Here is a 21051-nt window from a genome sequence, read left to right as displayed (position 1 = left end):
AGCTGATGTTTGCAGCCGCGCACTACGCGGCACTCGTGGTTTTCGTCGTCAGCTGCTGGGGGTGGGGGCGCGGCGTGCTGGCCCGCCTGGCACCGCCGCCGCGCCGCGACGGCGGGCTCGAAGCTGCCGTGGCGGTGGCGCTCGGCGTCGGCCTCTTCATCTGCGCGTTCCAGGTGCTGGCGATCTTCGGCGTGTTCAGGCTCGGCGCCACGCTGGCACTCGTTGCCGCGGGCATCGTCGTGGCCGCGCTGCAGCTGCCCTCGTGGCTGCGTGAGCGGCGCGCCCTGAACGCGAGCGCCGTCGCCGTGCCGTGGACCTACTTCGACCGCGTCGCCATGGTCGCGCTGGTGCTGGTTGCGCTGCCTGCGCTGGTCGCACCGCTCGCGCCGCCCGCCGCTTTCGACGAGCTGATGTACCACCTGCCCTATGCGCGCGAAGTCGCGCAGCAGGGCTCGCTCGGCATCCACGAGTGGCTGCGCTACCCCTGGTTTCCCTACAACTACAACCTGCTCTACGCCGCCGCCCTGCAGGTGGGCGACGACGTGCTGCCGCACTTCCTGAATGCGCTGGCGGGCGGCCTCTCGGTGGTGATGATCTATCGCCTGGGCATGCTGCACGCCAACCGGCTCACCGCCTGCATCGGCGCGGCGATCTGGCTGGGGCTCGGCGATTACTCGAACGCGCTGATCGACATGGGCGTGGCGCTCTTCGTGCTCACGGCCTGCGTTTCGTTGTGGTGGTGGCGCGAATCGCAGCCGGTGCACAGCGGCATGCGGTGGCTGGGGCTTGCCGCCTTTTGTCTCGGCGTGGCCGCGGGTTCCAAGTACCAGGCGCTGGTCTTCATGCCGCTGGTGGCGCTGTTCGTCGTGTGGCACGAGCGCCGGCCCAAGGCCTGGGCGCTGGCGCTCGTGTGCTTCCTGATCCCGTGCATCTACTGGTATGCGCGCAATGCCGTCATGACCGGCGACCCGTTCAACCCCATCGGCGCGCGCGTGTTCGGCTTCAGCGAGTGGATTCCGGCCGACTACGTGCAGCAGCTGGCCGACGTGCGCGATCACGCCGAGATGCCGAACGCGCTGATCTGGTCGGTGTTCCTCGCGCCCTTCGGCGCCTTGTGGAAGCGCTCGGCCGCGGTCCGCGCCGCGGGCTGGTTCTGCTTCTACTCGCTGGCCGTGTGGGTCGCGACCTCGCGCTACCCGCGGTATCTGACGGCCTCGTTCCCGTTGCTCGCGATGACGGCCGCCATCGGCTGGCAGGTGCTGTTCGGCTGGATCGCGGCGGGCGTGCGCCGCCTGTTCGGCATGAAGGCGAACCCGGGCGAAGGCGTGCCCGAGCTCACCAACCGGCGCAGCGCGGCGCGCATCGGCGACTGGGCGGCCGTGCTGCTCCTGGCCGTGCTGGCGGCGGTGTCGGTGCGGCAGACCGCGGGCAAGGTCGCGATGATCTCGCCCACCCCCGAAACCCGTGAGGCTTTCCTGCGCAAGAACGTGCCGGGCTACGCCGTCATGGACTACCTGCGCCAGCACCCGACCGGCCGCGTCTACCAGATCGCGCTGAACGAGGCGATCTACTACGGCCCGAATCCGATCTGGGGCGACACGCTCGGCCCGTGGCGCTACGCCGACTTCCTGCTGCTGCCGCCCGGCGACATGGCGCGCAAGCTGGGCAAGCTGGGCTTCACCGCCATCGTCATGCCGGACCACCTGGCGCCGACGCTGGCGACCCGCGCCGGCTTCGACACCCACTTCGCCCCGCTGTTCGCGCAAGACGGCAGCCGGGCCTACCGTATCCTCCCCACCGCACCATGACCGACGCCGACGACACCGTGACCCGACGAAGCGCTGCGCCGCGCATTGCCGCGGTCATTCCGTGCTTCAACGAAGCGCTGGCCATCCGCCAGGTGGTCGAGGGCTTCCGCGCATCCCTGCCGGCCGATGCAGAGATCCACGTCTTCGACAACAACTCGACCGACGACACCGCTGCCGTCGCGCGCGCGGCCGGCGCCATCGTCACGCACGTGGCGGCGCCGGGCAAAGGCAATGTGGTGCGGCGCATGTTCGCCGACGTGGAGGCCGACATCTACGTGATGGTCGACGGCGACGCCACCTACGACACCGCCGCGGCGCCCCGCCTCATCCAGCGTCTGGTCGACGGCAACCTGGATATGGTGGTGGGCAACCGCATCGACGACGGGCAGGACGCGCTCACCTACCGCGCCGGCCACCGCCTGGGCAACCGCATGCTCACCGGCGCGGTGGTGCAGCTGTTCGGCGGGGGCCTGACCGACATGCTCTCGGGCTACCGCGTGTTCTCGCGGCGCTATGCGAAGTCGTTCCCGGCGCTCTCGCGCGGCTTCGAGATCGAGACCGAGCTCACCGTGCACGCGCTGGAGCTGCGCATGCCCTGGGCCGAGGAAAGCACCGCCTACAGCACGCGCCCCGAGGGCTCGCACAGCAAGCTGTCGACCTACCGCGACGGCTGGCGCATCCTGAAGACCATCTGCAAGCTTTTCGTGAGCGAGCGGCCGCTGCAGTTCTTCTCGATCATCGCGGCGCTGCTCGCGGCGGGCGCGATCGCGCTGGTCGTGCCGCTGGTGGTCACCTACATGCACACCGGCCTGGTGCCCCGGCTCCCCACGGCGGTGCTGGCCACCGGCGCGATGCTGGGCGCGATGCTGTCGATGGTCTGCGGCGTGGTGATGCACGCCGTGACGCTCGGTCGCAGGGAGGCCAAGCGGCTGCGCTACCTGGCGATTCCGGGCGTGCGCAACTGCACTCGGAAATGAAGCTCGGGCGCGAGCTCCTGTCGTTCGGCGTGGTGGGGGTGATCGGCTACGTGGTCGACGTGGCGGTGCTGTACCTGCTCGCGCCGCCGATGGGCCCCTACGCCGCCCGGGTGGTCTCGTTCCTTGCGGCGGCCACCACCACCTGGGCCTTCAACCGCCGCTACACCTTCGCGGCCCGCGTGTCGGCCGGGGGCTCGATCTGGCGGGAATACCTCGGCTACCTAGTCACCATGTCGGCCGGCGCGGTGCTGAACTACGGCGCGTATGCGCTCACGCTGCACTGGGTCGAAGGCCGCGGGGCCCTGGCGCTCGCCGTCGCGGTCGGCAGCCTGGCGGGCATGACGGTCAACTTCCTGTCCGCGCGCTACCTGATCTTCAGGTCGAAGCCCGGCGCCTGAGCGCCGTGCGCTTCAGTGCGCGCCGGACACCACCACCGGAATCTCGGTCGCAGGCGGCGTGTTGCGGCTGCGGCCGCAGCGCACGATGCCGTCGATCATCACCATGCCCACGCCCGGGATGTCGCCCAGCTGCACGCTCTCCAGCAGGCCCGGCGCGGGCGAATGCTGCGCGCGGTCCATGAAGACGAAGTCGGCATCGCGGCCCACTTCGACGAGGCCGCAGTTGAGCTTGCGGATCTTGGCCGTGTTGCCCGTCGCGAAGCAGAACACCAGCTCGGCCGGGATGTTCGCAATGGACGACAGCATCGCCACCATGCGCAGGATGCCCAGCGGCTGCACGCCCGAGCCCGCGGGCCCGTCGGTGCCCAGGATCACGCGGTGCGGGCACTTCAGTTCGAGCGCGGCCTTGGCCGCCGCGATGGCGACCTTCTCGTTGCCGTTGTGCACGATCTCGATCGCGCGCGTGCTCTTCTCGCACAGCTCGCACACGTGCGCCTCGGGCAGCGAGGTGTGGCCGCCGTTGATGTGGCCGATGATGTCGGCGTCGGCTTCGAGCACCACATCCTTGTCGATCAGGCCCGAGCCGGGGATCGACGGGCCGCCCGTGTGGATCGTGCTCTGGATGCCGTACTTGCGCGCCCAGGCCACCATCTCCTTGGCCTCGTAGCCGGCCTTCACCGAGCCCAGGCCCACTTCGCCCAGGAGGCCCACGCCGGCTTCGGCGAGTTCCTTGAAATCGCTCTCGACCATGCCCTTCTCGATGACCGGCGCGCCGGCCAGCACCTTCACGCCGCCGGGGCGGAAGTTGTCGAAGGCGCGCTGCGCGGTGATGGCCAATGCCTTCAGGCCGACGATGTCCTTGGGGCGCCCCGGCAGGTGCACTTCGCCGGCGGAAATCATGGTGGTCACGCCGCCGTGCATGGTCGAATCGATCCAGCCGATCTGGCCCTGGCGCGGCGTCCAGTCGCCGAACACCGGGTGCACGTGGCTGTCGATGAGGCCAGGCGCGACGCAGGTTTTCTTCGCGTCGATGACGGTCCTGGCGCCTTCGAGATCGCAGTCCTTCTCCTTGCCGACCGCGACGATCAGGCCGTCGTTCACCACGATGGTGTCTGCGTCCAGGATGGGCTTGTCGATGTCGCCCGAGAGCAGGAGCCCGATGTTCCTTATGACGACCTTGCCCGACTTTGCGCCGGCTGCGATTTCTGCCATTTCGTGTTGTCCTCGTGGGGTGGGGTGTTGTCTTGTATGTCGTCCGCGCGCACGGTGCGCAGCACGGTCTCGATCACGAAATCTTCCCAGTGCGTGACCGCCTCGGGCGACTCCAGCGGCTCGCCGAGGAAGGCGGTGAGCGTGTGCCGGTTGGAGGTGTAGAAATAACCGGTGGACGCGATCAGCAAGTAGATGTCGCGCGCCACCAGGTCCTTGCGGAACAGGCCCTGAAGCGAGCCGCTCGCCAGGATTTCCGCAATGATCGCCACCGCCCGCGACGAGTACTCGCGCGCCCTGAGCGACTTGGAGATGTGCCGGCCCTTGTGCAGGTTCTCGGTGTTCAAGAGCGTCACGAACTCGGGGTTCTTGCGGTAGTAGCCGAGCACGAAGCGGATGACTTCGGTGAGCGCTTCCACGGGGCGGCTCGCGTCGAGCGCGATGGCGGCCTCTGCATCGTCCATGCGCTTGTAGATGCCTTCGAGCACCGCGATGAACAGGCCCTCTTTGCTGCCGAAGTAGTAGTAGATCATCCGGTCGTACGACTTGGCGGCCTTGGAGATCTTCTCCACGCTGCCGCCGTCGTAGCCGTACTTGGCGAACACCTTGGTTGCCGCCTTCAGGATGCTGTCGCGCGTGGCCTGCGCGGCCGCCTCGCGCACGCCGGTGCGGCGCTGGGGCTTTGCCTTCGTGGCGGTGCGGCTGTCGGCCATCGTGCGCGCGGCGTCTCTGGCTTACTTCTCTGCGAAGGCGCGTTCGACGACGAAGTCGCCCGGCGTCGAGGTGTTGCCTTCCTTGAAGCCGCGCTTCTCCAGGATGTGCTTCAGGTCCACCAGGAGGCCGGGGCTGCCGCACAGCATGACGCGGTCTTCCTGGACGTTCAGCGGCGGCAGGCCCAGGTCGTCGGTGAGCTTGTTGCTCTCGATCAGGTCGGTGATGCGGCCCTGGTTGCGGAACTCTTCGCGCGTGACGGTCGGGTAGTAGAGCAGCTGCTTTTCGATCATCTCGCCCAGGATCTCGTGCTTGGGGAGGTGATCGGTCACCAGGTCGTGATAGGCCAGCTCGTCGACCTGGCGCACGCCATGCACCAGGATGACCTGTTCGAACTTCTCGTAGGTCTCCGGGTCGCGGATGATGCTCATGAACGGTGCGAGGCCCGTGCCCGTGCCGAACAGGTAGAGGCGCTTGGCGGGCAGCGTGTAGTCGATCAGCAGCGTGCCGGTGGGCTTGCGGCCCACGATGATGGTGTCGCCCACCTGGATGTGCTGCAGCTTGGAGGTGAGCGGGCCTTCTTCCACCTTGATGCTCAGGAACTCCAGGTGCTCCTCGTAATTCGGGCTCACGATGCTGTAGGCGCGCAGCAGGGGCTTGTTGTTCACCTTCAGGCCGATCATCGTGAAATGACCGTTCGAGAAGCGCAGCGCCGGGTCGCGCGTGGTGGTGAAGGTGAACAGGCGGTCGGTCCAGTGGTGGACGCTCAGGACGCGTTCTTCGCTGAATGCACTCATACGGAACTCAAGAGTTGGTTGGTAACAAAGAGGGAGAGGTTGGCTGAGCCGAGATGCACACCCTTGGGGCGCGAGACGTCGGCCGGCTCCGAACCCTCCATTGTCGTTGGTCGGAAAAACCCCGATGAACATCGCGAGAAAACACCATTGCAAGCATCGGGCCTGTTTGCTACATTGACCTTCAATGTAGTGAATGCAACATGAAAGTGTAGGGAATGCTACACAAACGGCAGGCGACGCACAAGCGGGCAGACGGCACGTTTGTTGCAAACCCCACCGGACCGGATTGCCCCATACACGTCGCCCACGAGATCGCCCCGATGACCGAACACACCAAGACAGACGGATTGCCCGGCATGGACATGCCAGTGATCGCCGAAGCCGGCGCCAGCGCCTTCGGCAAGGCCCCGCCGCGCAACGACAAGATGAGCACCGCCAAGGTCGAGTGCAACGCCTGCCCGGTGCTGTGCCAGATCTCCGACGGCCGCACCGGCGCCTGTGACCGCTATGCGAACCGCGAGGGCGTGCTGGTGCGCGTGGACCCCGTGGTGCTCTTGCGCCGCGCCATCGCGAGCGAGGCGCCCACGCTGGTGCCCTTCGATCGCCCGGCCGCCGAAAAGACCGAGGTCGCCGAGGCCGATGCCCCCGACTGGAACGGCGACCTGCTGCATGCCGACGAAGTCTTCGTCACCGGCGTCGGCTCCTCCACCACCTACCCCGACTACAAGCCCGCGCCCTTCATCGTGGCCTCGAAGGCCCGGGGCGTGGACATGGTCACCGTCGTCACCGAAGGCATCTTCAGCTACTGCAGCTTCAAGGTGAAGATCGACACCGACCGGTTCCTCGGCTCCGAGCAGGCCAACGTGCGCTACCGCGGCGAGGTCGTGGGCCACGTCACCACGGCCGAATACGGCTCGCAGATGCTGTCTCTGGGCGGCGTGCACCACCTCACCGGCGGCAGCAAGAAGGAAGGCCGCATGACGGCCGAGCTCATGCAGTTCCTGGGCAACAAGAAAGCGGTGGAGTGCACCATCGACGGCGGCTCCACCCTCGTGATCCAGGCGGGCAAGGCGCCCATCGTCAACGGCGTCGAAGAGCAGCGCATGCGCGTGGGCTGCGGCTCCGCGGCGGTCGGCATCTTCGCGCGCCAGTTCGCGGGCGTGGCCGACGAAGTGGTGGTGGTCGACGACCACATCACCGGCGTGCTCACCGAGCACCAGGCCGGCCGGTGCCTGGACATGGCGCCCTCGGGCATCCAGATGCTGGGGCGCAAGTCCACGCCGGGGCGCTACTTCCAGGTGGCGAACCCGGGCAACGGCTGGGGCGGCACCGACATCGCCGATCCGCTCGCGATCATCGAGGGCTGGGAAGAGGGCGTTGCGCGCCCGGGCCTGCGCCTGCTCATGACCTCGACCACCGGCGAGCACGCGCAGTGGTACGTGCTCGACGACGCACTGAAACCCGTCGAGCAGGAAATGCCCGCCGAAGTGAAACGCATCGTCGATCGCATCGGCGAGAACTGCGAACCGTCGCTGTGCACCGTGCTGTTCCTGGGCGGCGCCGGTGGGAGCCTGCGTGCCGGCGTCACCGAAAACCCGGTGCTGCTCACGCGTGCCATCAAGCGCGCGCTGGTCAACGTCACCTGCGGCGGCGCACCGGCCTATGTGTGGCCCGGCGGCGGCATCACCGTGATGGCCGACGTCATGCGCATGCCCGACAACAGCTTCGGCACCGTGCCCACGCCGGCCATCGTGGCGCCCATCGAGTTCAGCATGCAGCGCGCCGACTACGAAACGCTCGGCGGCCACATGGAACACATCTTCTCGCTCGAACAGGCGCTCGCGCGCGGTGCGTGGCAGGAAGACGGTGCGCCCCTCGCGCGCCAATGGCTCGTCATGGACGACGCCAACCCGTGGCCCCTGGGTCACGCACCCATGCTGGGCTGAACCATGTCCGCCCAACGCAGCCCGCTCGACGGCGGTCGCTGGCATTTCAACCACGGCCCGATCGACATCGTGGCCGAGGCGCACGGCGACCCGTACGCCGTCGCGGCCGCGCACGACGCGGCCTGGGCGCGCTTTGGCCATGTGCTGGACGAGCTGGTGCGCGAACTGCCGCTCTTGCGCCTGCCGGTGGTGGACAAGATGCGCCCGCGCGGCGTCGTCGGGCAACGCATGTGGGATGCCTGCGCCGCGTTCTCGCCGATGTTCATCACGCCGATGGCCGCCGTGGCGGGCTCGGTGGCGCAGGAGCTCGTTGCGTTCTACGACCGCCCCGGCATCGAGCGCGCCTGGATCAACAACGGGGGCGACATCGCGCTGCATCTTGCGTCCGGCCACTCGGCGCGCGTGGGCGTGTTCGCCGACATCGCGCGCTTCGACTGGCGGGACAACGGCATCCTCACCACCGACGGCCAGTTCGAGCTGCATGCCGACGAGCCCGTGCGCGGCGTCGCCACCAGCGGCTGGCGCGGGCGCAGTTTCTCGCTGGGCATCGCCGACAGCGTGACGGTCCTGGCCGCCACCGCTGCGCAGGCCGATGCGGCGGCGACGGTGATCGCCAACGCCGTCGATGTCGACGACGCCCTCGTCCAGCGCAAGCCTGCCAGCCAATGCAAGGACGACAGCGACCTGGGCGACACCCTGGTCACCGTCGACGTGCCGCCGCTCGCACCGTCGCAGGTCAGGAGCGCACTCGATACGGGCGCGATCTGCGCCAAGGTCCTGCAAAAAGGGGGGCTCGTCTGGGCCGTTCTACTCGTTTGCCAGGGGCAGTTCCGCCTTGTCGAGCCCTTATGCTCGAAGTCGCTGCAGACCGTGCTGCCGAAGGCAGTTGGTTCAGTATTTGCTTAACGAAAAGCAAGGTTCTTTTTCATGATCGATATTCGCCGCGTCTTCACCCATGTCGAGCACATCCACCACGAGTTCGGACCGCGTGCCGCTACCCCGTTGGTGCGCGGTGCCATCGGCGTGGTGCTGACCAATCCTTTCGCGGGCCGCTACGAGCCTGACATCCTGCCGATGATGGCGCTGCTGGACCCCGTGGGCGTGGACATGGCGCACAAGCTGCACGCCGCCATGGACGTGCCGCTCGAGCAGATCGCCACCTACGGCAAGGGCGCCATCGTGGGCGCCGACGGCGAGCTGGAGCACGGCGCGCTCTGGCATGTGCCCGGTGGCTATGCGATGCGCGAACTGCTCGGCTGGAAAGGCAGCCGCGTCGCCTACACCGCGGGCATCGCCGAAGAGAAAAAGGGCCAGCCGGCCAACGCGCTCTCCATCGTGCCCTCGACCAAGAAGGTCGGCCCGCCCGGCGCCGCGCTCGACGTGCCGCTCACCAACATCAACGCCAGCTACGTGCGCGGCCAGTTCGACGCCATCGAGGTGCGCGTGCCCGGCGCGCCGGCGGCCGACGAGATCGTCTTCATCCTCGCGATGAGCACCGGCTACCGCGTGCACGCCCGCGTCGGCGGCCTGCTCGCCAAAGACATCAGCAAGTGGGACGGCCTGCGCTGAGCCCACGCACACAGAGACAAGACAAGGAACACACAGAACATGACTGCCAACATCCGCAAGCTCGTCATTCAGGTCGATGAAGTCCGCAAGGAAATGGGGCAAGACGTGACGCCGCCCACGCGCCGTGCCGTCGCCATCGCCGTGATCGAGAACCCCTACGCCGGGCGCTTCAGCGAGAACCTGGACGAGCTCATCGCCATCGGCGAAGAACTCGGCGCGCTGCTGGGCCAGAAGGCCGTGGCGGCGCTCGGCATCGAGCCCGGCCAGGCGCAGAGCTACGGCAAGGCGGCCATCGTCGGCGAGCGCGGCGAGCTCGAACACGCGGCCGCCATCCTGCACCCCAAGCTGGGCGCACCGCTGCGCGTGGCGGTCGAGAAGGGCGCGGCGCTCGTGCCTTCGGCCAAGAAGCAAGGCACGCTCGGCACCGCCATCGACGTGCCGCTCGGCCATAAAGACGCCGCCTTCGTGCGCAGCCACTTCGACGCCATCGAGGCCCGCGTGTCCGATGCGCCGCGCGCCAACGAGATCGTGGTCGCCGTGGCCGTCACCGACAGCGGCCGTCCGCTGCCGCGCATCGGCGGGCTGCAGGCCAGCGAAATCAAGGGCGAAGACGGACTGCGCTGACGCCGACGTCAGCGCATGCCCGCCACCCACCATTCACGCCGTTTCTTTTTCTCTTTCGATTCCCCAAGGAGTTTCCCCATGAACCCATTGCGTCACGTCTTCAGCGCCGCGGCACTTGCGTCGCTGGTCACCGCTCTCGTTCCCGCGCATGCGCAGGGCGTGATCAAGATCGGCGAGGTCAACAGCTACAAGTCGCAGCCCGCCTTCCTGGAGCCCTACAAGAAGGGCATGGAGCTGGCCGTCGAAGAGATCAACGCCAAGGGCGGCGTCAACGGCAAGAAGGTCGAGCTCATCACGCGCGACGACAACGCCAACCCCGGCGACGCCGTGCGCGTGGCCGAAGAGCTGGTGGCGCGCGAGAAGATCGACGTGCTCACCGGCACCTTCCTGTCGAACACCGGCCTGGCCGTGGCCGACTTCGCCAAGCAGAAGAAGATCTTCTTCCTGGCCGGCGAACCGCTGACCGACAAGATGACCTGGCAGGGCGGCAACGAATACACCTTCCGCCTGCGCCCCGGCACCTACATGCAGGCCGCGATGCTGGTGCCCGAGGCCGTCAAGCTCAAGAAAAAGCGCTGGGCCGTCGTGTACCCCAACTACGAATACGGCCAGTCGGCCGTGGCCGCGTTCAAGGCGCTGCTGAAGGCCGCGCAGCCCGATGTCGAGTTCGTCGCCGAACAGGCACCGCCGCTCGGCAAGGTCGATGCCGGCGCCGTGGTGCAGGCCCTGGCCGATGCCAAGCCCGACGCGATCTTCAACGTGCTGTTCGCCGCCGACCTTTCCAAGTTCGTGCGCGAAGGCAACACGCGCGGTCTCTTCAAGGACCGCACCGTGGTCAGCGTGCTGACCGGCGAGCCCGAGTACCTGGACCCGCTCAAGGACGAAACGCCCAACGGCTGGATCGTGACCGGCTACCCCTGGTACGGCATCCAGACGCCCGAGCACAAGGCCTTCTTCCTCGCGTACCACGAGAAGTACAAGGACTATCCGCGCCTGGGCTCGGTGGTCGGCTACAGCATGATCAAGTCCGTCGCGGCCGGCATCGCCAAGGCCAAGGGCACCGAAACGCCGAAGCTGGTGGCCGCCTTCAAGGGCCTGCAGGTCGACACGCCGTTCGGCAAGATCAGCTACCGCGCCGAAGACCACCAGTCCACCATGGGCGCCTTCGTCGGCAAGACGAAGAACGAGAACGGCAAGGGCGTGATGGTCGACTACACGTACTTCGACGGCGCCAAGTTCCAGCCCACCGCCGCCGACATCAAGAAGTCGCGCGCCGCAGACTGATCCTTTTCCGGAACGCTTGCACCCATGAGCCTCTCGTCCCTGCTGCTTCAGTTCCTCACCGGGCTGTCGTCGGCTTCGTCGCTGTTCCTCGTGGGAGCCGGCCTTTCGTTGATCTTCGGCGTCACGCGCATCGTCAACTTCGCGCATGGCTCCTTCTTCATGGTCGGCATCTACGTGGCCTACACGCTGGCCGAGAAGCTGGGCTCCGGCGTCGGCTTCTGGTCGGCGCTGGTGATCGCGGCCGTCGCGGTCGGCATCCTCGGTGCGCTGATCGAGATGGTGCTGCTGCGCCGCATCTACAAATCGCCGGAGCTGTTCCAGCTCCTGGCGACCTTTGCACTGGTCCTGGTCATCAAGGACGCGGTGCTCTACATCTGGGGGCCCGACGAATTGCTCGGGCCGCGCGCGCCGGGCCTGTCGGGCTCCGTCGAAATCCTGGGCCGGCAATTTCCGACCTACGACCTGTTCCTGATCGTCGTCGGCCCGGTCGTGCTCGGCCTCATGTGGCTCTTGCTCACGCGCACCCGCTGGGGCACGCTGGTGCGTGCCGCCACGCAAGACCGCGAGATGGTCAGCGCGCTCGGCGTCAACCAGGCGTGGCTCTTCACGGCCGTGTTCGCGCTCGGCGCCATGCTTGCGGGCCTGGGCGGCGCGCTGCAGCTGCCGCGCGAGCCGGCCACGCTCGCCATGGACCTGAACACCATCGGCGCGGCCTTCGTGGTGGTGGTGGTAGGCGGCATGGGCTCGATTCCGGGCGCCTATGCGGCGGCGCTGCTGCTCTCCGAGATCAAGGCCGTGTGCATCTGGCTCGGCGTGGTCGACGTCTTCGGCTACAGCATCTCGTTCTCCAAGCTCACGCTGGTGGTCGACTTCATCGTGATGGCCGTCGTGCTGGTGTGGCGTCCGTGGGGCCTGTTCGGCCGCCCGCAGGCGCCCAGCCGCTACGTCGGCATGGCCGAGGAGCCGCTGCGCCGCGCGAGCAAGGGCTACCTGTGGCTGGTCGCCGCGCTCGGCGTGGTGCTGATGGCGATGCCGCTGCTCACCGCCGATTCGCCCTACACGACGGTGCTGCTGATCGACCTGCTGATCGCCGCGCTGTTCGCAGCCAGCCTGCACTTCATCATGGGCCCGGCCGGCATGCATTCGTTCGGCCATGCGGCGTACTTCGGCCTCGGGGCCTATGGCGCCGCGCTGCTGGTGCGATCGAGCGGCCTGCCGATGGAAGTGGCGCTGATCGTGGCGCCGCTGGTCGCGGCCATCGGCGCCTTCATCTACGGCTGGTTCGCGGTGCGCCTGTCGGGCGTGTACCTCGCGATGCTCACGCTGGCTTTCGCGCAGATCACCTGGGCCATCGTCTATCAGTGGGATTCGTTCACCGGCGGCAGCAACGGCCTCACGGGCGTGTGGCCTTCGGAGTGGCTGTCGGACAAGCGCGTGTACTACTGGCTCACGCTGGTGCTGGTGGCCGCAGGCATCCTGATGCTGCGCCGCGTGCTCTTCTCGCCCTTCGGCTATGCGCTGCGCGCGGGCCGCGATTCGTTGCTGCGCGCCGATGCCATCGGCATCGACGTCAAGCGCATGCAGTGGACCGCCTTCGTCATCGCGGGTGCCGCGGCGGGCCTGGCCGGTTCGCTCTACGCTTTTTCCAAGGGCAGCATCTCGCCCGAAAGCCTGAGCGTCGACAAGTCGGTCGACGGCCTCGTGATGGTGCTGCTGGGCGGCATCCAGACGCTGGCGGGGCCGGTGGTCGGCGCCGTCACCTTCAGCTGGCTGCACGACACCGTGGCGCGCAACACCGACTACTGGCGGGCCACGCTGGGCGCCATCATCCTGATCCTCGTGCTGCTGTTCCCGCAGGGCATTGCGGGCTTCGCCAAGCAACTGACCGAACGCGTCCTGCGACGCAAACCCCAGGCCGACCCCGTGCCCGAAGTGAAGGAGGCCAAGGCATGAGCAACACCGCACCCCTCCTGAAAGTCGAGAACCTCGGCAAATCCTTCGGTGGCGTCAAAGCGGTCGATGGCATCAGCTTCGAACTGCATGCCGGCGAACTGCTGGCATTGATCGGTCCGAACGGCGCCGGCAAGTCCACCACCTTCAACATGGTCAACGGCCAGCTCAAGGCCGACCAGGGCTCGATCCGGTTCAACGGCCAGGAGCTGGTGGGCCAGAAGCCGCGCGCCATCTGGCGCATGGGCGTGGGCCGCACCTTCCAGATCGCCGAAACCTTTGCCTCGCTCACCGTGGCCGAGAACGTGCAGATGGCCATGCTCTCGCACGACGGCAAGCTCTTTTCCATGTGGCGCCGCGCTGCGGACCACAAGCGCGACGAGGCGCTCGCGCTGCTCGACCAGGTCGGCATGAAGGCCCAGGCCGACCGGCCCTGCAGCGAGCTCGCCTACGGCGACGTCAAGCGCGTCGAGCTGGCCATCGCGATGGCCAACAGCCCGAAGCTCCTGCTGATGGACGAGCCCACCGCGGGCATGGCGCCCAAGGAGCGCAATTCGCTGATGGCGCTCACCAAGGACCTGGTGGTCCAGCGCGGCCTGGCCGTGCTCTTCACCGAGCACAGCATGGACGTGGTGTTCGCGTATGCCGACCGCATGATCGTGCTCGCGCGCGGCCGTCTCATCGCGCAGGGCAAGCCGCTGGAGATCCGCGACCACCCGAAGGTGCAGGAGGTGTACTTCGGCAGCGGCAAGACATTCGAAAAAATCGCCGAAAAGGCTGCAGCGGTTTCGGCCGCGCTGGGAGAAACCGCATGAGCGGAGAACTGTTGCTCGAAGCGAAAGCGGTGTGCGCCTGGTATGGCGCGGCGCAGATCCTGTACGACGTGGACCTCGAAGTGCGGCGCGGCGAAGTGGTCGCGCTCATGGGGCGCAACGGCGCTGGCAAGTCGACCACGCTCAAGACGCTGATCGGCATGCTGGCCAAGCGCCGCGGCGCGGTGCGTTTTCTGGGCCACGACATCTCGAAAAGCGAGCCGCATGTGGCCTCGCGCCTGGGCCTGGGCTTCGTGCCCGAAGACCGGCGCGTGTTCACCGACCTCTCGGTGATGGAGAACCTCGAAGTCGGCAAGCAGCCCGCGCGCCGCTGGACCGACGGCACCGACGCGCCGCTGTGGACGCCCGAGCGCCTGTTCAAGCTCTTCCCCAACCTGGGTGAGATGCCCAACCGGCCGGGTGGCCGCATGAGCGGCGGCGAGCAGCAGATGCTCACCGTTGCGCGCACGCTGATGGGGAACCCCTACCTCGTGCTGCTCGACGAGCCTTCCGAGGGTGTCGCGCCCGTCATCGTCGAGCAGATGGCCAACATGATCCTGGAGCTCAAGGCGCAGGGCGTGAGCATCCTCTTGTCCGAGCAGAACATGCACTTCGCCGAACTCGTGTCCGACCGCGCCTACGTGCTCGAGAAGGGGCAGATCCGCTATCACGCCACGATGGCCGAGCTTGCGGCCAACGACGAAGTGCGCCGCGCCTACCTGAGCGTCTGATTTTTTCAAACCCACCGGAGTCCACACCATGCATCGCAGAATCGTCTTGAAGTCCGCCGCTGCCCTCGGGCTCATGAGCGGCCTCGGCAGCTTCGGTCTCTCCGCCTTCGCGGCCGGCAAGATCAAGCCCGGCAGCAAGGCCGCGCTGATCGTGGTCGATGTGCAGAACTGCTTTCTGGACGGCGGCACGCTCGCGGTCAAGGGCGGCAACGAGGTGATCCCGGTCATCAACACGCTGGCACCGGCGTTCGAGAACATCGTCGTCACGCAGGACTGGCACACCGCCGGCCACGCCTCCTTCGCGAGCACCTACTCTGGCAAGAAGCCGTTCGAGACCACCAAGCTCAACTACGGCACGCAGGTGCTGTGGCCCGACCACTGCGTGCAAGGCACCGAAGACGCCGCGCTCGGCAAGGACCTGAAGGTGCCGACCGCGCAGCTCATCATCCGCAAGGGCTTCCATAAAGAGATGGACAGCTACTCGGCCTTCGAGGAAGCCGACCACAAGACGGCCACGGGCCTGGCCGGCTACCTGAAGGCGCGCGGCATCAAGACCGTGTTCGTCACCGGCCTGGCCACCGACTTCTGCGTGGCCTGGACCGCGATGGACGCGCGCAAGGCCGGCTTCGAGGCCTACGTGATCGAAGACGCCACGCGCGGCATCGACCTGAACGGTTCGCTCGCAGCCGCATGGAAACAGATGGCCGCCAAGGGCGTCAAGCGCATCCAGTCGGCCGACGTCCAGGGCACCTGAGCACACGGCTCGCCCATGCACAACAACAACAACAACAACGACAACTCCGAGACAAACGACGCATGAAGCTTTCGATTTCAAGGCGCGCCCTAGTGGCGGGCGGCGCAGCCCTGGCACTGGGCCCCGGCCTTCTGCGGCCGGCACGCGCAGAGAACGGCGTGACCGACACCACCATCCGCATCGGCCAGTCGGCCGTGTTCAGCGGGCCGGCGAAAGACTTCGGCGTCGACTACCGCGCGGGCATCAAGCTCTACTTCGATCGCGTCAACAAGTCGGGCGGCATCAACGGCCGCAAGATCGAACTGGTCACCTACGACGATGCCTACGACCCGGCGAAGACGGCCGTCAACACGGCCAAGCTGATCGACGAGGACAAGGTCTTCGCGCTCACCGGCTTCGTGGCCACCGGCAACCTCGCGGCCGCGATGCCGCTCGCCGAGAAGGCGGGCGTTCCGATGTTCGCGCCGCTGGTGGGCACCACGTCGTTTCGCACCAAGGTCAACCGCAATCTCTTTCATGTGCGCGCGGGCTACGACCTGGAGCTGCGCAAGATCATCAGCCACCTCTCGACCATCGGCATCTCCTCGATCGCGGTGGTGTTCCAGGACAGCCCCTTCGGCAAGTCGAACCTCGCCACCTGCGAGCAGCTCGCGGCCGAGTACAAGGTGCAGGTGGTCAAGACGCTGCCGCTGGCCATCACCGCGGAAGACGCGAAACAGGTCGCCACCGAAATCTCCGCGGCCAAGCCCGGCGCGGTCGTGATGATCATGGCCGGCCGCATGGTCGAGACCTTCATCCGCGACTACCGCGCGGGCGGCGTGGGTGCGCCGCTGTACACGCTGTCGGTCGGCATCACCGATGCGGCCGGCTCGGCCAAGCGGCTGGACGGCAAACTCGCGGGCCTGGTCACGGCCAGCATCGTGCCGCCGCCGACCGCGCAGCGCGTGCCCATCGTGGCCGACTACCAGCGCGATCGCGCCGAGTTCGGCGAGAAGATCGACAGCTACACCACGCTGGAGGGCTACATCGTCGCGCGCGTGATGGTCGAGGGCCTGCGCCGCGCGGGCAAGACGCTCACGCGCGACAGCTTCGTCGCCGGCCTGGAGAGCATCGGCAGCACGCGCTTCGGTGACTTCCCCATCGACTACAGCGCGAAGAACCACAACGGCTCGACCTTCGTGGATCTGGAGATGTACACCCGTGACGGCCAGTTGCGGCGCTGAGCCGCTGCACCTGCAGGTCAACGGCCAGGCGCAGTCGCTCGCGAGCGTGCCCCGCGAGGCGTCGTTGCTGCACTTTCTGCGCAACGACCTCGGCCTCAACGGACCCAAGTACGGTTGCGGGTTGGGGCAATGCGGTGCGTGCACGGTGCATGTCGACGGCGTGGCCGCGCGTTCGTGCGTGATTCCCGCACACGGCGTGGCAGGCCGCAAGGTCACCACGCTCGAAGGGCTGGGCTCGCGCGGGCGCTGGCATCCGGTGCAGGCCGCCTTCGAAGACGCGCAGGCTGCGCAGTGCGGCTACTGCCTCAATGGCATGGTGATGCAGGCGGCGGCGCTGCTCGCGCGCGATCCGCAGGCGAGCGAGGCGCGCATTCGCAGCGAGCTGTCGGGCAACCTGTGCCGCTGCGGCACGCACATTGAAATCCTGGACGCCGTGCAGCGCGCGGCCGCGCGCATGAGCGCCGCGCACGAAGACAAGGCCGCATGACACGCCGCGCCGACCTGCCACAGACCCGCGCGGAGTTCTTCGCTGCCGAGGGCGTGTTGCTCGTGGTGCGCGAGACGCCCGCTGCACCGGCACCCGCAAAGGGCCAGCCTGCAGTGATTGCCGGCAACCCCATCGAAGGCGACGAGATCCTGATCGCCGTCTGGGACGACGGCAGCGTCTCGGCGCTCAACGGCCACGTCGATCTCGGTACCGGCATCCAGACCGCGCTGTCGCAGATCGTGGCCGAAGAGCTCGACCTGGGCATGCCGTGCGTGCGCATGATGCTGGGCGACACCGCGCGCGTGCCCAACCAGGGCGCGACGATCGCGAGCGCGTCGATCCAGATCCATGCGCAGCCGCTGCGCCTGGCCGCAGCACAGGCGCGCGCCTGGCTGCTCGCCCGCGCGGCCGAACGATTGGGCGTTGCGATCGACGGGCTGCAGGCGCGCAATGGCGTGGTGCGCGTCACCGAGGCGCCGGACCGCCACATCAACTACGCAGACCTCGTGGTGCATCAGCGCACGGTGCTGCGCCTGGACCCGGCCGCGCAACCCAAGGACCCGGCCGACTACCGCATCGTCGGCACGCGCCAGGCGCGCGTGGACATTCCCGCCAAGCTCGCCGGCGACCTCGTGTTCGTGCACGACATGCGCGTGCCCGGCATGCTGCACGGCCGCGTCGTGCGCCCGCCGTATGCGGGCGCGGACCACGGCGAGTTCATCGGCAACACGCTCGAATCGGTCGATGAATCGTCGATTGCGCACATCCCCGGCATTCGCGCCGTCGTGGTGGTCCGCGATTTCGTCGGCATCGTGGCCGAGCGCGAAGAGCACGCCGAGCAGGCGCTGCGCGACCTTCGCGTCACGTGGAAGCCGTGGCCCGGCATGCCCGACCTCGGCGACCTCGCGCAGGCCCTGCGCGACAACCCTTCGACGCAGCGCCTGCTCGTGGACGAAGGCGACGTCGATGGCGCCATCGCATCGGCGGCGCAGCCGATGCGGCGCACCTACGTCTGGCCCTACCAGATGCACGCCTCCATCGGCCCGTCGTGCGCGCTGGCCGACTGGCAGCCGGCCGACGGCAGCGGCATGCAGCTGCGCGTGTGGGCCGGCTCGCAGAACCCGCACGTGCTGCGCGCCGATCTCGCGAAACTCATGGCCGTGGACGACGTGCAGGTCGATGTGGTCCGCATGGAAGCCGCAGGCTGCTATGGCCGCAATGGCGCCGACGACGTGGCGGCCGATGCGGCGCTGCTCGCGCGCGCCGTCGGCATGCCGGTGCGCGTGCAGCTCACGCGCGAGCAGGAGCACGCGTGGGAGCCCAAGGGCGCTGCGCAGTTGATGGAGGTCGATGGCGGGCTGATGGCCGATGGCCGCATCGCCGCCTACGACTTCGAAACCTCGTATCCGTCGAACGGCGCGCCCACGCTCGCGCTGCTGCTCACGCGCACCATCGAGCCGGTCGCGCAGGCCTATGAAATGGGCGACCGCACCGCCCGCCCGCCGTACAGCTACGACAACCTGCGCGTGAAGGTCAACGACATGGCGCCGATCGTGCGCGCCTCGTGGCTGCGCGGCGTGTCGGCGCTGCCGAGCTCGTTCGCGCACGAGTCGTACATCGATGAGCTGGCGACGGCGGCGGGTGTCGATCCGGTGCAGTTTCGCCTGCGCCACCTGAACGATCCGCGCGCGGTCGAGCTCGTGCAGGCCACCGCGCAGAAGGCCGGCTGGCGCATGCGGACCGGGCCGCAGGAGCACGCGGACGGCGGGCTCGGCGAGGGTGGCGACATCCTCTTCGGCCAGGGCTTTGCCTATGCGCGCTACATCCACAGCAAGTGGCCGGGCTTCGGCGCCGCATGGGCCGCGTGGGTGGCCGACGTGGAGGTCAACCGCAAGACCGGCGAGGTGCATGTGCGCCGCGTGGTGGTGGGGCATGACGCGGGGCTGATGGTCAACCCCGCGGGTGTCGAGCACCAGGTGCACGGCAACGTGATCCAGACCACGAGCCGCGCGCTGATGGAAGAGGTGAAGTTCGCGCCGCAGCAGGGCACGGCGACGGGTGGTGCGCAGTTGCCCGGCGTGCTGCCGACCGGCGTGGTGGCCAGCCGCGAGTGGGGCAGCTACCCGATCATCAGCTTCCGCGATGTGCCGGTGATCGAGGTGATGCACATGCCGCGGCCGGGCGAGCCTTCGCTGGGCGCGGGCGAGTCGTCGTCGGTGCCGGGAACCGCGGCGATTGCCAATGCGATCTTCGATGCGACGGGGGTGCGGTTCCGGTCGCCGCCGTTCACGCCGGAGACGGTGCTCGCTGAATTGAATCGGGGTTTGCTCCCTCCTCCTCTGGCGGAAGGCGGGGGTGGGGGCATGCGGCGCTCGAAGGGTGATGCTGCCGTGCCCCCATCCCAACCTTCCCCCAACGGGGGAAGGCGCAATGCACCCTGGCCTCGGCGCAAAGGCGTGTGGGCCACCGGCGCCGCGCTCTTCATCGGCGGCATCGGCGTCATCGCCGGTCTGCTCGGCTGGCGCTCCACCATCGCGCCCGTCTCGCTCACCGCACCGGTCTACAGCCAGTCCACCATCGAACGCGGCCGCGTGCTCGCCGCGCTCGGCGACTGCGCGGTGTGCCACACCGCACCCGGCGGCGCGCCCAACGCAGGCGGCCGTGCGATGGACACGCCCTTCGGCACGCTCTACACCACCAACCTCACGCCCGATGCGGATACGGGCCTCGGCCGCTGGTCGTTCAGCGCGTTCCAGCGCGCGATGCGCGAAGGCGTCTCGCGCGACGGCTACCACCTGTATCCGGCGTTCCCCTACACCGCCTTCGCCAAGACCAGCGACGACGACCTGCAGGCGCTCTATGCGTACTTCATGGCGATGCCCGCGGTGCGCGCGGAAACGCCGAAGTCCGAACTCAAGTTCCCCTTCAGCATGCGGCCGTTGATGGCCGGCTGGAACGCGCTCTTCCACGACCCGGCACCGCTGCAGCCCGTCGCCACGCAAAGCGCCGAGTGGAACCGCGGCGCATACCTGGTCAACGGCCTGGGCCATTGCGGCGCCTGCCACACGCCGCGCAATGCGATGGGCGCGGAGCAGGGCGGCAGCGCATTCCTCTCGGGCGCGATGGTCGATGGCTGGGAGGCCCCGGCGCTCACGCATCTTTCGAAATCCGCCGTGCCGTGGGATGCCGAAGAGCTCTACCGGTACCTGCGCAACGGCCACACGCAACGCCACGGCATCGCCGGCGGCCCGATGGCCGAGGTGGTGCGCGAACTCGGCCAGGTGCCCGATGCCGACGTGCGCGCGATGGCAACGTATCTCGGCGCGTTCAACCCGGCGCCGGCTGCCGAACCGCAAGCCCTCGCGCAGCAGGCCATCGCCAACGCGGCGCGCACGCAGGGCCGGTTGCTCGGGCCCGCGCAGCGCATGTTCGACAGCGCCTGCGCCTCGTGCCATCACGACGGCAACGGCCCCACGCTGCTGGGCGTGAACACGCCGCTCGCACTCAGCAGCACCCTCACGAGCGCACACCCCGACAACCTGCTGCGCACCATCCTGGATGGCGTTCGCGAGCCGGCGACCCGCGACATCGGCTTCATGCCGGCGTTCCGCGAAGCGCTGGACGACCGGCAGATCGCCGAGCTGGCCGGCTACATGCGCGCGCGCTTCGCGCCGCAGGAGCCGGCGTGGACCGACCTGCCCGCGCAGGTGGCGCGCGTGCGCGCCGCAAAGGCGCACTGAGCCGTTGTCCCGGTGCGCACGCCTGCGCACC

At 68.1% G+C, this 21051-nt stretch carries 18 protein-coding genes; 15 read left to right on the top strand and 3 right to left on the bottom strand.

Annotated elements, in window-relative coordinates:
• Nucleotides 1-5: 5 nt before the first annotated feature.
• Genes BM133_RS27645 through BM133_RS27635 form a run of 3 tightly spaced genes read left to right on the top strand, consistent with a single transcriptional unit; the run spans nt 6 to nt 3183 of the window.
• Nucleotides 6-1808: an ArnT family glycosyltransferase gene (locus BM133_RS27645; RefSeq protein ID WP_093441141.1), complete on the top strand. Its 1803-nt coding sequence runs from the start codon at nt 6-8 to the stop codon at nt 1806-1808.
• Complete coding sequence (locus BM133_RS27640) at nt 1805-2785, top strand: glycosyltransferase (RefSeq protein ID WP_093441139.1); 981 nt, start codon at nt 1805-1807, stop codon at nt 2783-2785. Before BM133_RS27645 ends, BM133_RS27640 begins: the two co-directional genes overlap by 4 nt.
• Complete coding sequence (locus BM133_RS27635) at nt 2782-3183, top strand: GtrA family protein (RefSeq protein ID WP_093441136.1); 402 nt, start codon at nt 2782-2784, stop codon at nt 3181-3183. The genes BM133_RS27640 and BM133_RS27635 overlap by 4 nt, the downstream gene beginning before the upstream one ends.
• Before the next feature lie 12 nt (nt 3184-3195).
• Here BM133_RS27635 and BM133_RS27630 read toward each other — a convergent pair whose 3' ends face one another.
• The 3 genes from BM133_RS27630 to BM133_RS27620 are packed head-to-tail and all read right to left on the bottom strand — an operon-like array spanning nt 3196 to nt 5900.
• Nucleotides 3196-4395 (bottom strand): amidohydrolase family protein, encoded by a 1200-nt coding sequence (locus BM133_RS27630; RefSeq protein ID WP_093441133.1) that lies wholly within the window; start codon nt 4393-4395, stop codon nt 3196-3198.
• Nucleotides 4350-5105, bottom strand: coding sequence for a TetR/AcrR family transcriptional regulator (locus BM133_RS27625; protein WP_093441130.1), 756 nt, complete (start codon nt 5103-5105; stop codon nt 4350-4352). The genes BM133_RS27630 and BM133_RS27625 overlap by 46 nt, the downstream gene beginning before the upstream one ends.
• A 21-nt stretch (nt 5106-5126) precedes the next feature.
• Complete coding sequence (locus BM133_RS27620) at nt 5127-5900, bottom strand: ferredoxin--NADP reductase (RefSeq protein ID WP_093441127.1); 774 nt, start codon at nt 5898-5900, stop codon at nt 5127-5129.
• A 320-nt stretch (nt 5901-6220) separates the two neighbouring features.
• Here BM133_RS27620 and BM133_RS27615 point away from each other — a divergent pair, with 320 nt between their 5' ends.
• From BM133_RS27615 to BM133_RS27560, 12 genes are all read left to right on the top strand, one after another.
• Nucleotides 6221-7846, top strand: coding sequence for a 6-hydroxynicotinate reductase (locus BM133_RS27615; RefSeq protein ID WP_093441125.1), 1626 nt, complete (start codon nt 6221-6223; stop codon nt 7844-7846).
• Nucleotides 7847-7849: 3 nt separating this feature from the next.
• Nucleotides 7850-8752, top strand: a complete 903-nt coding sequence (locus BM133_RS27610; RefSeq protein WP_093441122.1) for a UPF0280 family protein — start codon at nt 7850-7852, stop codon at nt 8750-8752.
• Between the two features lie 21 nt (nt 8753-8773).
• Nucleotides 8774-9415, top strand: coding sequence for an amino acid synthesis family protein (locus tag BM133_RS27605; RefSeq protein WP_093441119.1), 642 nt, complete (start codon nt 8774-8776; stop codon nt 9413-9415).
• Between the two features lie 39 nt (nt 9416-9454).
• Entirely contained in the window at nt 9455-10039 is a 585-nt protein-coding gene (locus tag BM133_RS27600; RefSeq protein ID WP_093441116.1) for an amino acid synthesis family protein, read from the top strand.
• A 78-nt stretch (nt 10040-10117) separates the two neighbouring features.
• The gene (locus tag BM133_RS27595) at nt 10118-11323 is read left to right on the top strand and encodes an ABC transporter substrate-binding protein (protein ID WP_093441114.1); all 1206 of its coding nucleotides are present in this window, start codon (nt 10118-10120) and stop codon (nt 11321-11323) included.
• A 24-nt stretch (nt 11324-11347) separates the two neighbouring features.
• A complete protein-coding gene (locus BM133_RS27590; RefSeq protein ID WP_093441111.1) occupies nt 11348-13276 on the top strand; it encodes an ABC transporter permease in 1929 nt (642 codons plus the stop codon).
• Complete coding sequence (locus BM133_RS27585; RefSeq protein ID WP_093441109.1) at nt 13273-14088, top strand: ABC transporter ATP-binding protein; 816 nt, start codon at nt 13273-13275, stop codon at nt 14086-14088. The genes BM133_RS27590 and BM133_RS27585 overlap by 4 nt, the downstream gene beginning before the upstream one ends.
• Nucleotides 14085-14816 (top strand): ABC transporter ATP-binding protein, encoded by a 732-nt coding sequence (locus BM133_RS27580; RefSeq protein ID WP_093441106.1) that lies wholly within the window; start codon nt 14085-14087, stop codon nt 14814-14816. Before BM133_RS27585 ends, BM133_RS27580 begins: the two co-directional genes overlap by 4 nt.
• A gap of 28 nt (nt 14817-14844) precedes the next feature.
• On the top strand, nt 14845-15570 hold the full coding sequence (pncA, locus tag BM133_RS27575) for a bifunctional nicotinamidase/pyrazinamidase (RefSeq protein WP_093441104.1): 726 nt from the start codon (nt 14845-14847) through the stop codon (nt 15568-15570).
• 62 nt (nt 15571-15632) lie between these two features.
• A complete protein-coding gene (locus tag BM133_RS27570) occupies nt 15633-16793 on the top strand; it encodes an ABC transporter substrate-binding protein (protein WP_093441101.1) in 1161 nt (386 codons plus the stop codon).
• Entirely contained in the window at nt 16771-17280 is a 510-nt protein-coding gene (locus BM133_RS27565; protein ID WP_093441099.1) for a (2Fe-2S)-binding protein, read from the top strand. The genes BM133_RS27570 and BM133_RS27565 overlap by 23 nt, the downstream gene beginning before the upstream one ends.
• Complete coding sequence (locus BM133_RS27560) at nt 17277-21020, top strand: molybdopterin cofactor-binding domain-containing protein (protein WP_093441096.1); 3744 nt, start codon at nt 17277-17279, stop codon at nt 21018-21020. The genes BM133_RS27565 and BM133_RS27560 overlap by 4 nt, the downstream gene beginning before the upstream one ends.
• Nucleotides 21021-21051: the final 31 nt, after the last annotated feature.

The sequence above is a fragment of the Variovorax sp. 770b2 genome (assembly GCF_900115685.1).
Lineage (GTDB): Bacteria > Pseudomonadota > Gammaproteobacteria > Burkholderiales > Burkholderiaceae_C > Variovorax.
This window is presented reverse-complemented; position numbering and strand designations above follow the sequence as displayed.

Excerpts from the sequence above, each read along its gene's own strand:
- BM133_RS27560 (WP_093441096.1), top strand. The coding sequence starts at position 17,277 with ATGACACGCCGCGCCGACCTGCCACAGACCCGCGCGGAGTTCTTCGCT.
- BM133_RS27645 (WP_093441141.1), top strand. The coding sequence starts at position 6 with ATGTTTGCAGCCGCGCACTACGCGGCACTCGTGGTTTTCGTCGTCAGC.
- BM133_RS27610 (WP_093441122.1), top strand. The coding sequence starts at position 7,850 with ATGTCCGCCCAACGCAGCCCGCTCGACGGCGGTCGCTGGCATTTCAAC.
- BM133_RS27630 (WP_093441133.1), bottom strand. The coding sequence starts at position 4,395 with ATGGCAGAAATCGCAGCCGGCGCAAAGTCGGGCAAGGTCGTCATAAGG.
- BM133_RS27570 (WP_093441101.1), top strand. The coding sequence starts at position 15,633 with ATGAAGCTTTCGATTTCAAGGCGCGCCCTAGTGGCGGGCGGCGCAGCC.
- BM133_RS27590 (WP_093441111.1), top strand. The coding sequence starts at position 11,348 with ATGAGCCTCTCGTCCCTGCTGCTTCAGTTCCTCACCGGGCTGTCGTCG.
- BM133_RS27615 (WP_093441125.1), top strand. The coding sequence starts at position 6,221 with ATGACCGAACACACCAAGACAGACGGATTGCCCGGCATGGACATGCCA.
- BM133_RS27620 (WP_093441127.1), bottom strand. The coding sequence starts at position 5,900 with ATGAGTGCATTCAGCGAAGAACGCGTCCTGAGCGTCCACCACTGGACC.
- BM133_RS27625 (WP_093441130.1), bottom strand. The coding sequence starts at position 5,105 with ATGGCCGACAGCCGCACCGCCACGAAGGCAAAGCCCCAGCGCCGCACC.
- BM133_RS27580 (WP_093441106.1), top strand. The coding sequence starts at position 14,085 with ATGAGCGGAGAACTGTTGCTCGAAGCGAAAGCGGTGTGCGCCTGGTAT.
- BM133_RS27640 (WP_093441139.1), top strand. The coding sequence starts at position 1,805 with ATGACCGACGCCGACGACACCGTGACCCGACGAAGCGCTGCGCCGCGC.
- BM133_RS27585 (WP_093441109.1), top strand. The coding sequence starts at position 13,273 with ATGAGCAACACCGCACCCCTCCTGAAAGTCGAGAACCTCGGCAAATCC.
- pncA (WP_093441104.1), top strand. The coding sequence starts at position 14,845 with ATGCATCGCAGAATCGTCTTGAAGTCCGCCGCTGCCCTCGGGCTCATG.
- BM133_RS27600 (WP_093441116.1), top strand. The coding sequence starts at position 9,455 with ATGACTGCCAACATCCGCAAGCTCGTCATTCAGGTCGATGAAGTCCGC.
- BM133_RS27595 (WP_093441114.1), top strand. The coding sequence starts at position 10,118 with ATGAACCCATTGCGTCACGTCTTCAGCGCCGCGGCACTTGCGTCGCTG.
- BM133_RS27635 (WP_093441136.1), top strand. The coding sequence starts at position 2,782 with ATGAAGCTCGGGCGCGAGCTCCTGTCGTTCGGCGTGGTGGGGGTGATC.
- BM133_RS27605 (WP_093441119.1), top strand. The coding sequence starts at position 8,774 with ATGATCGATATTCGCCGCGTCTTCACCCATGTCGAGCACATCCACCAC.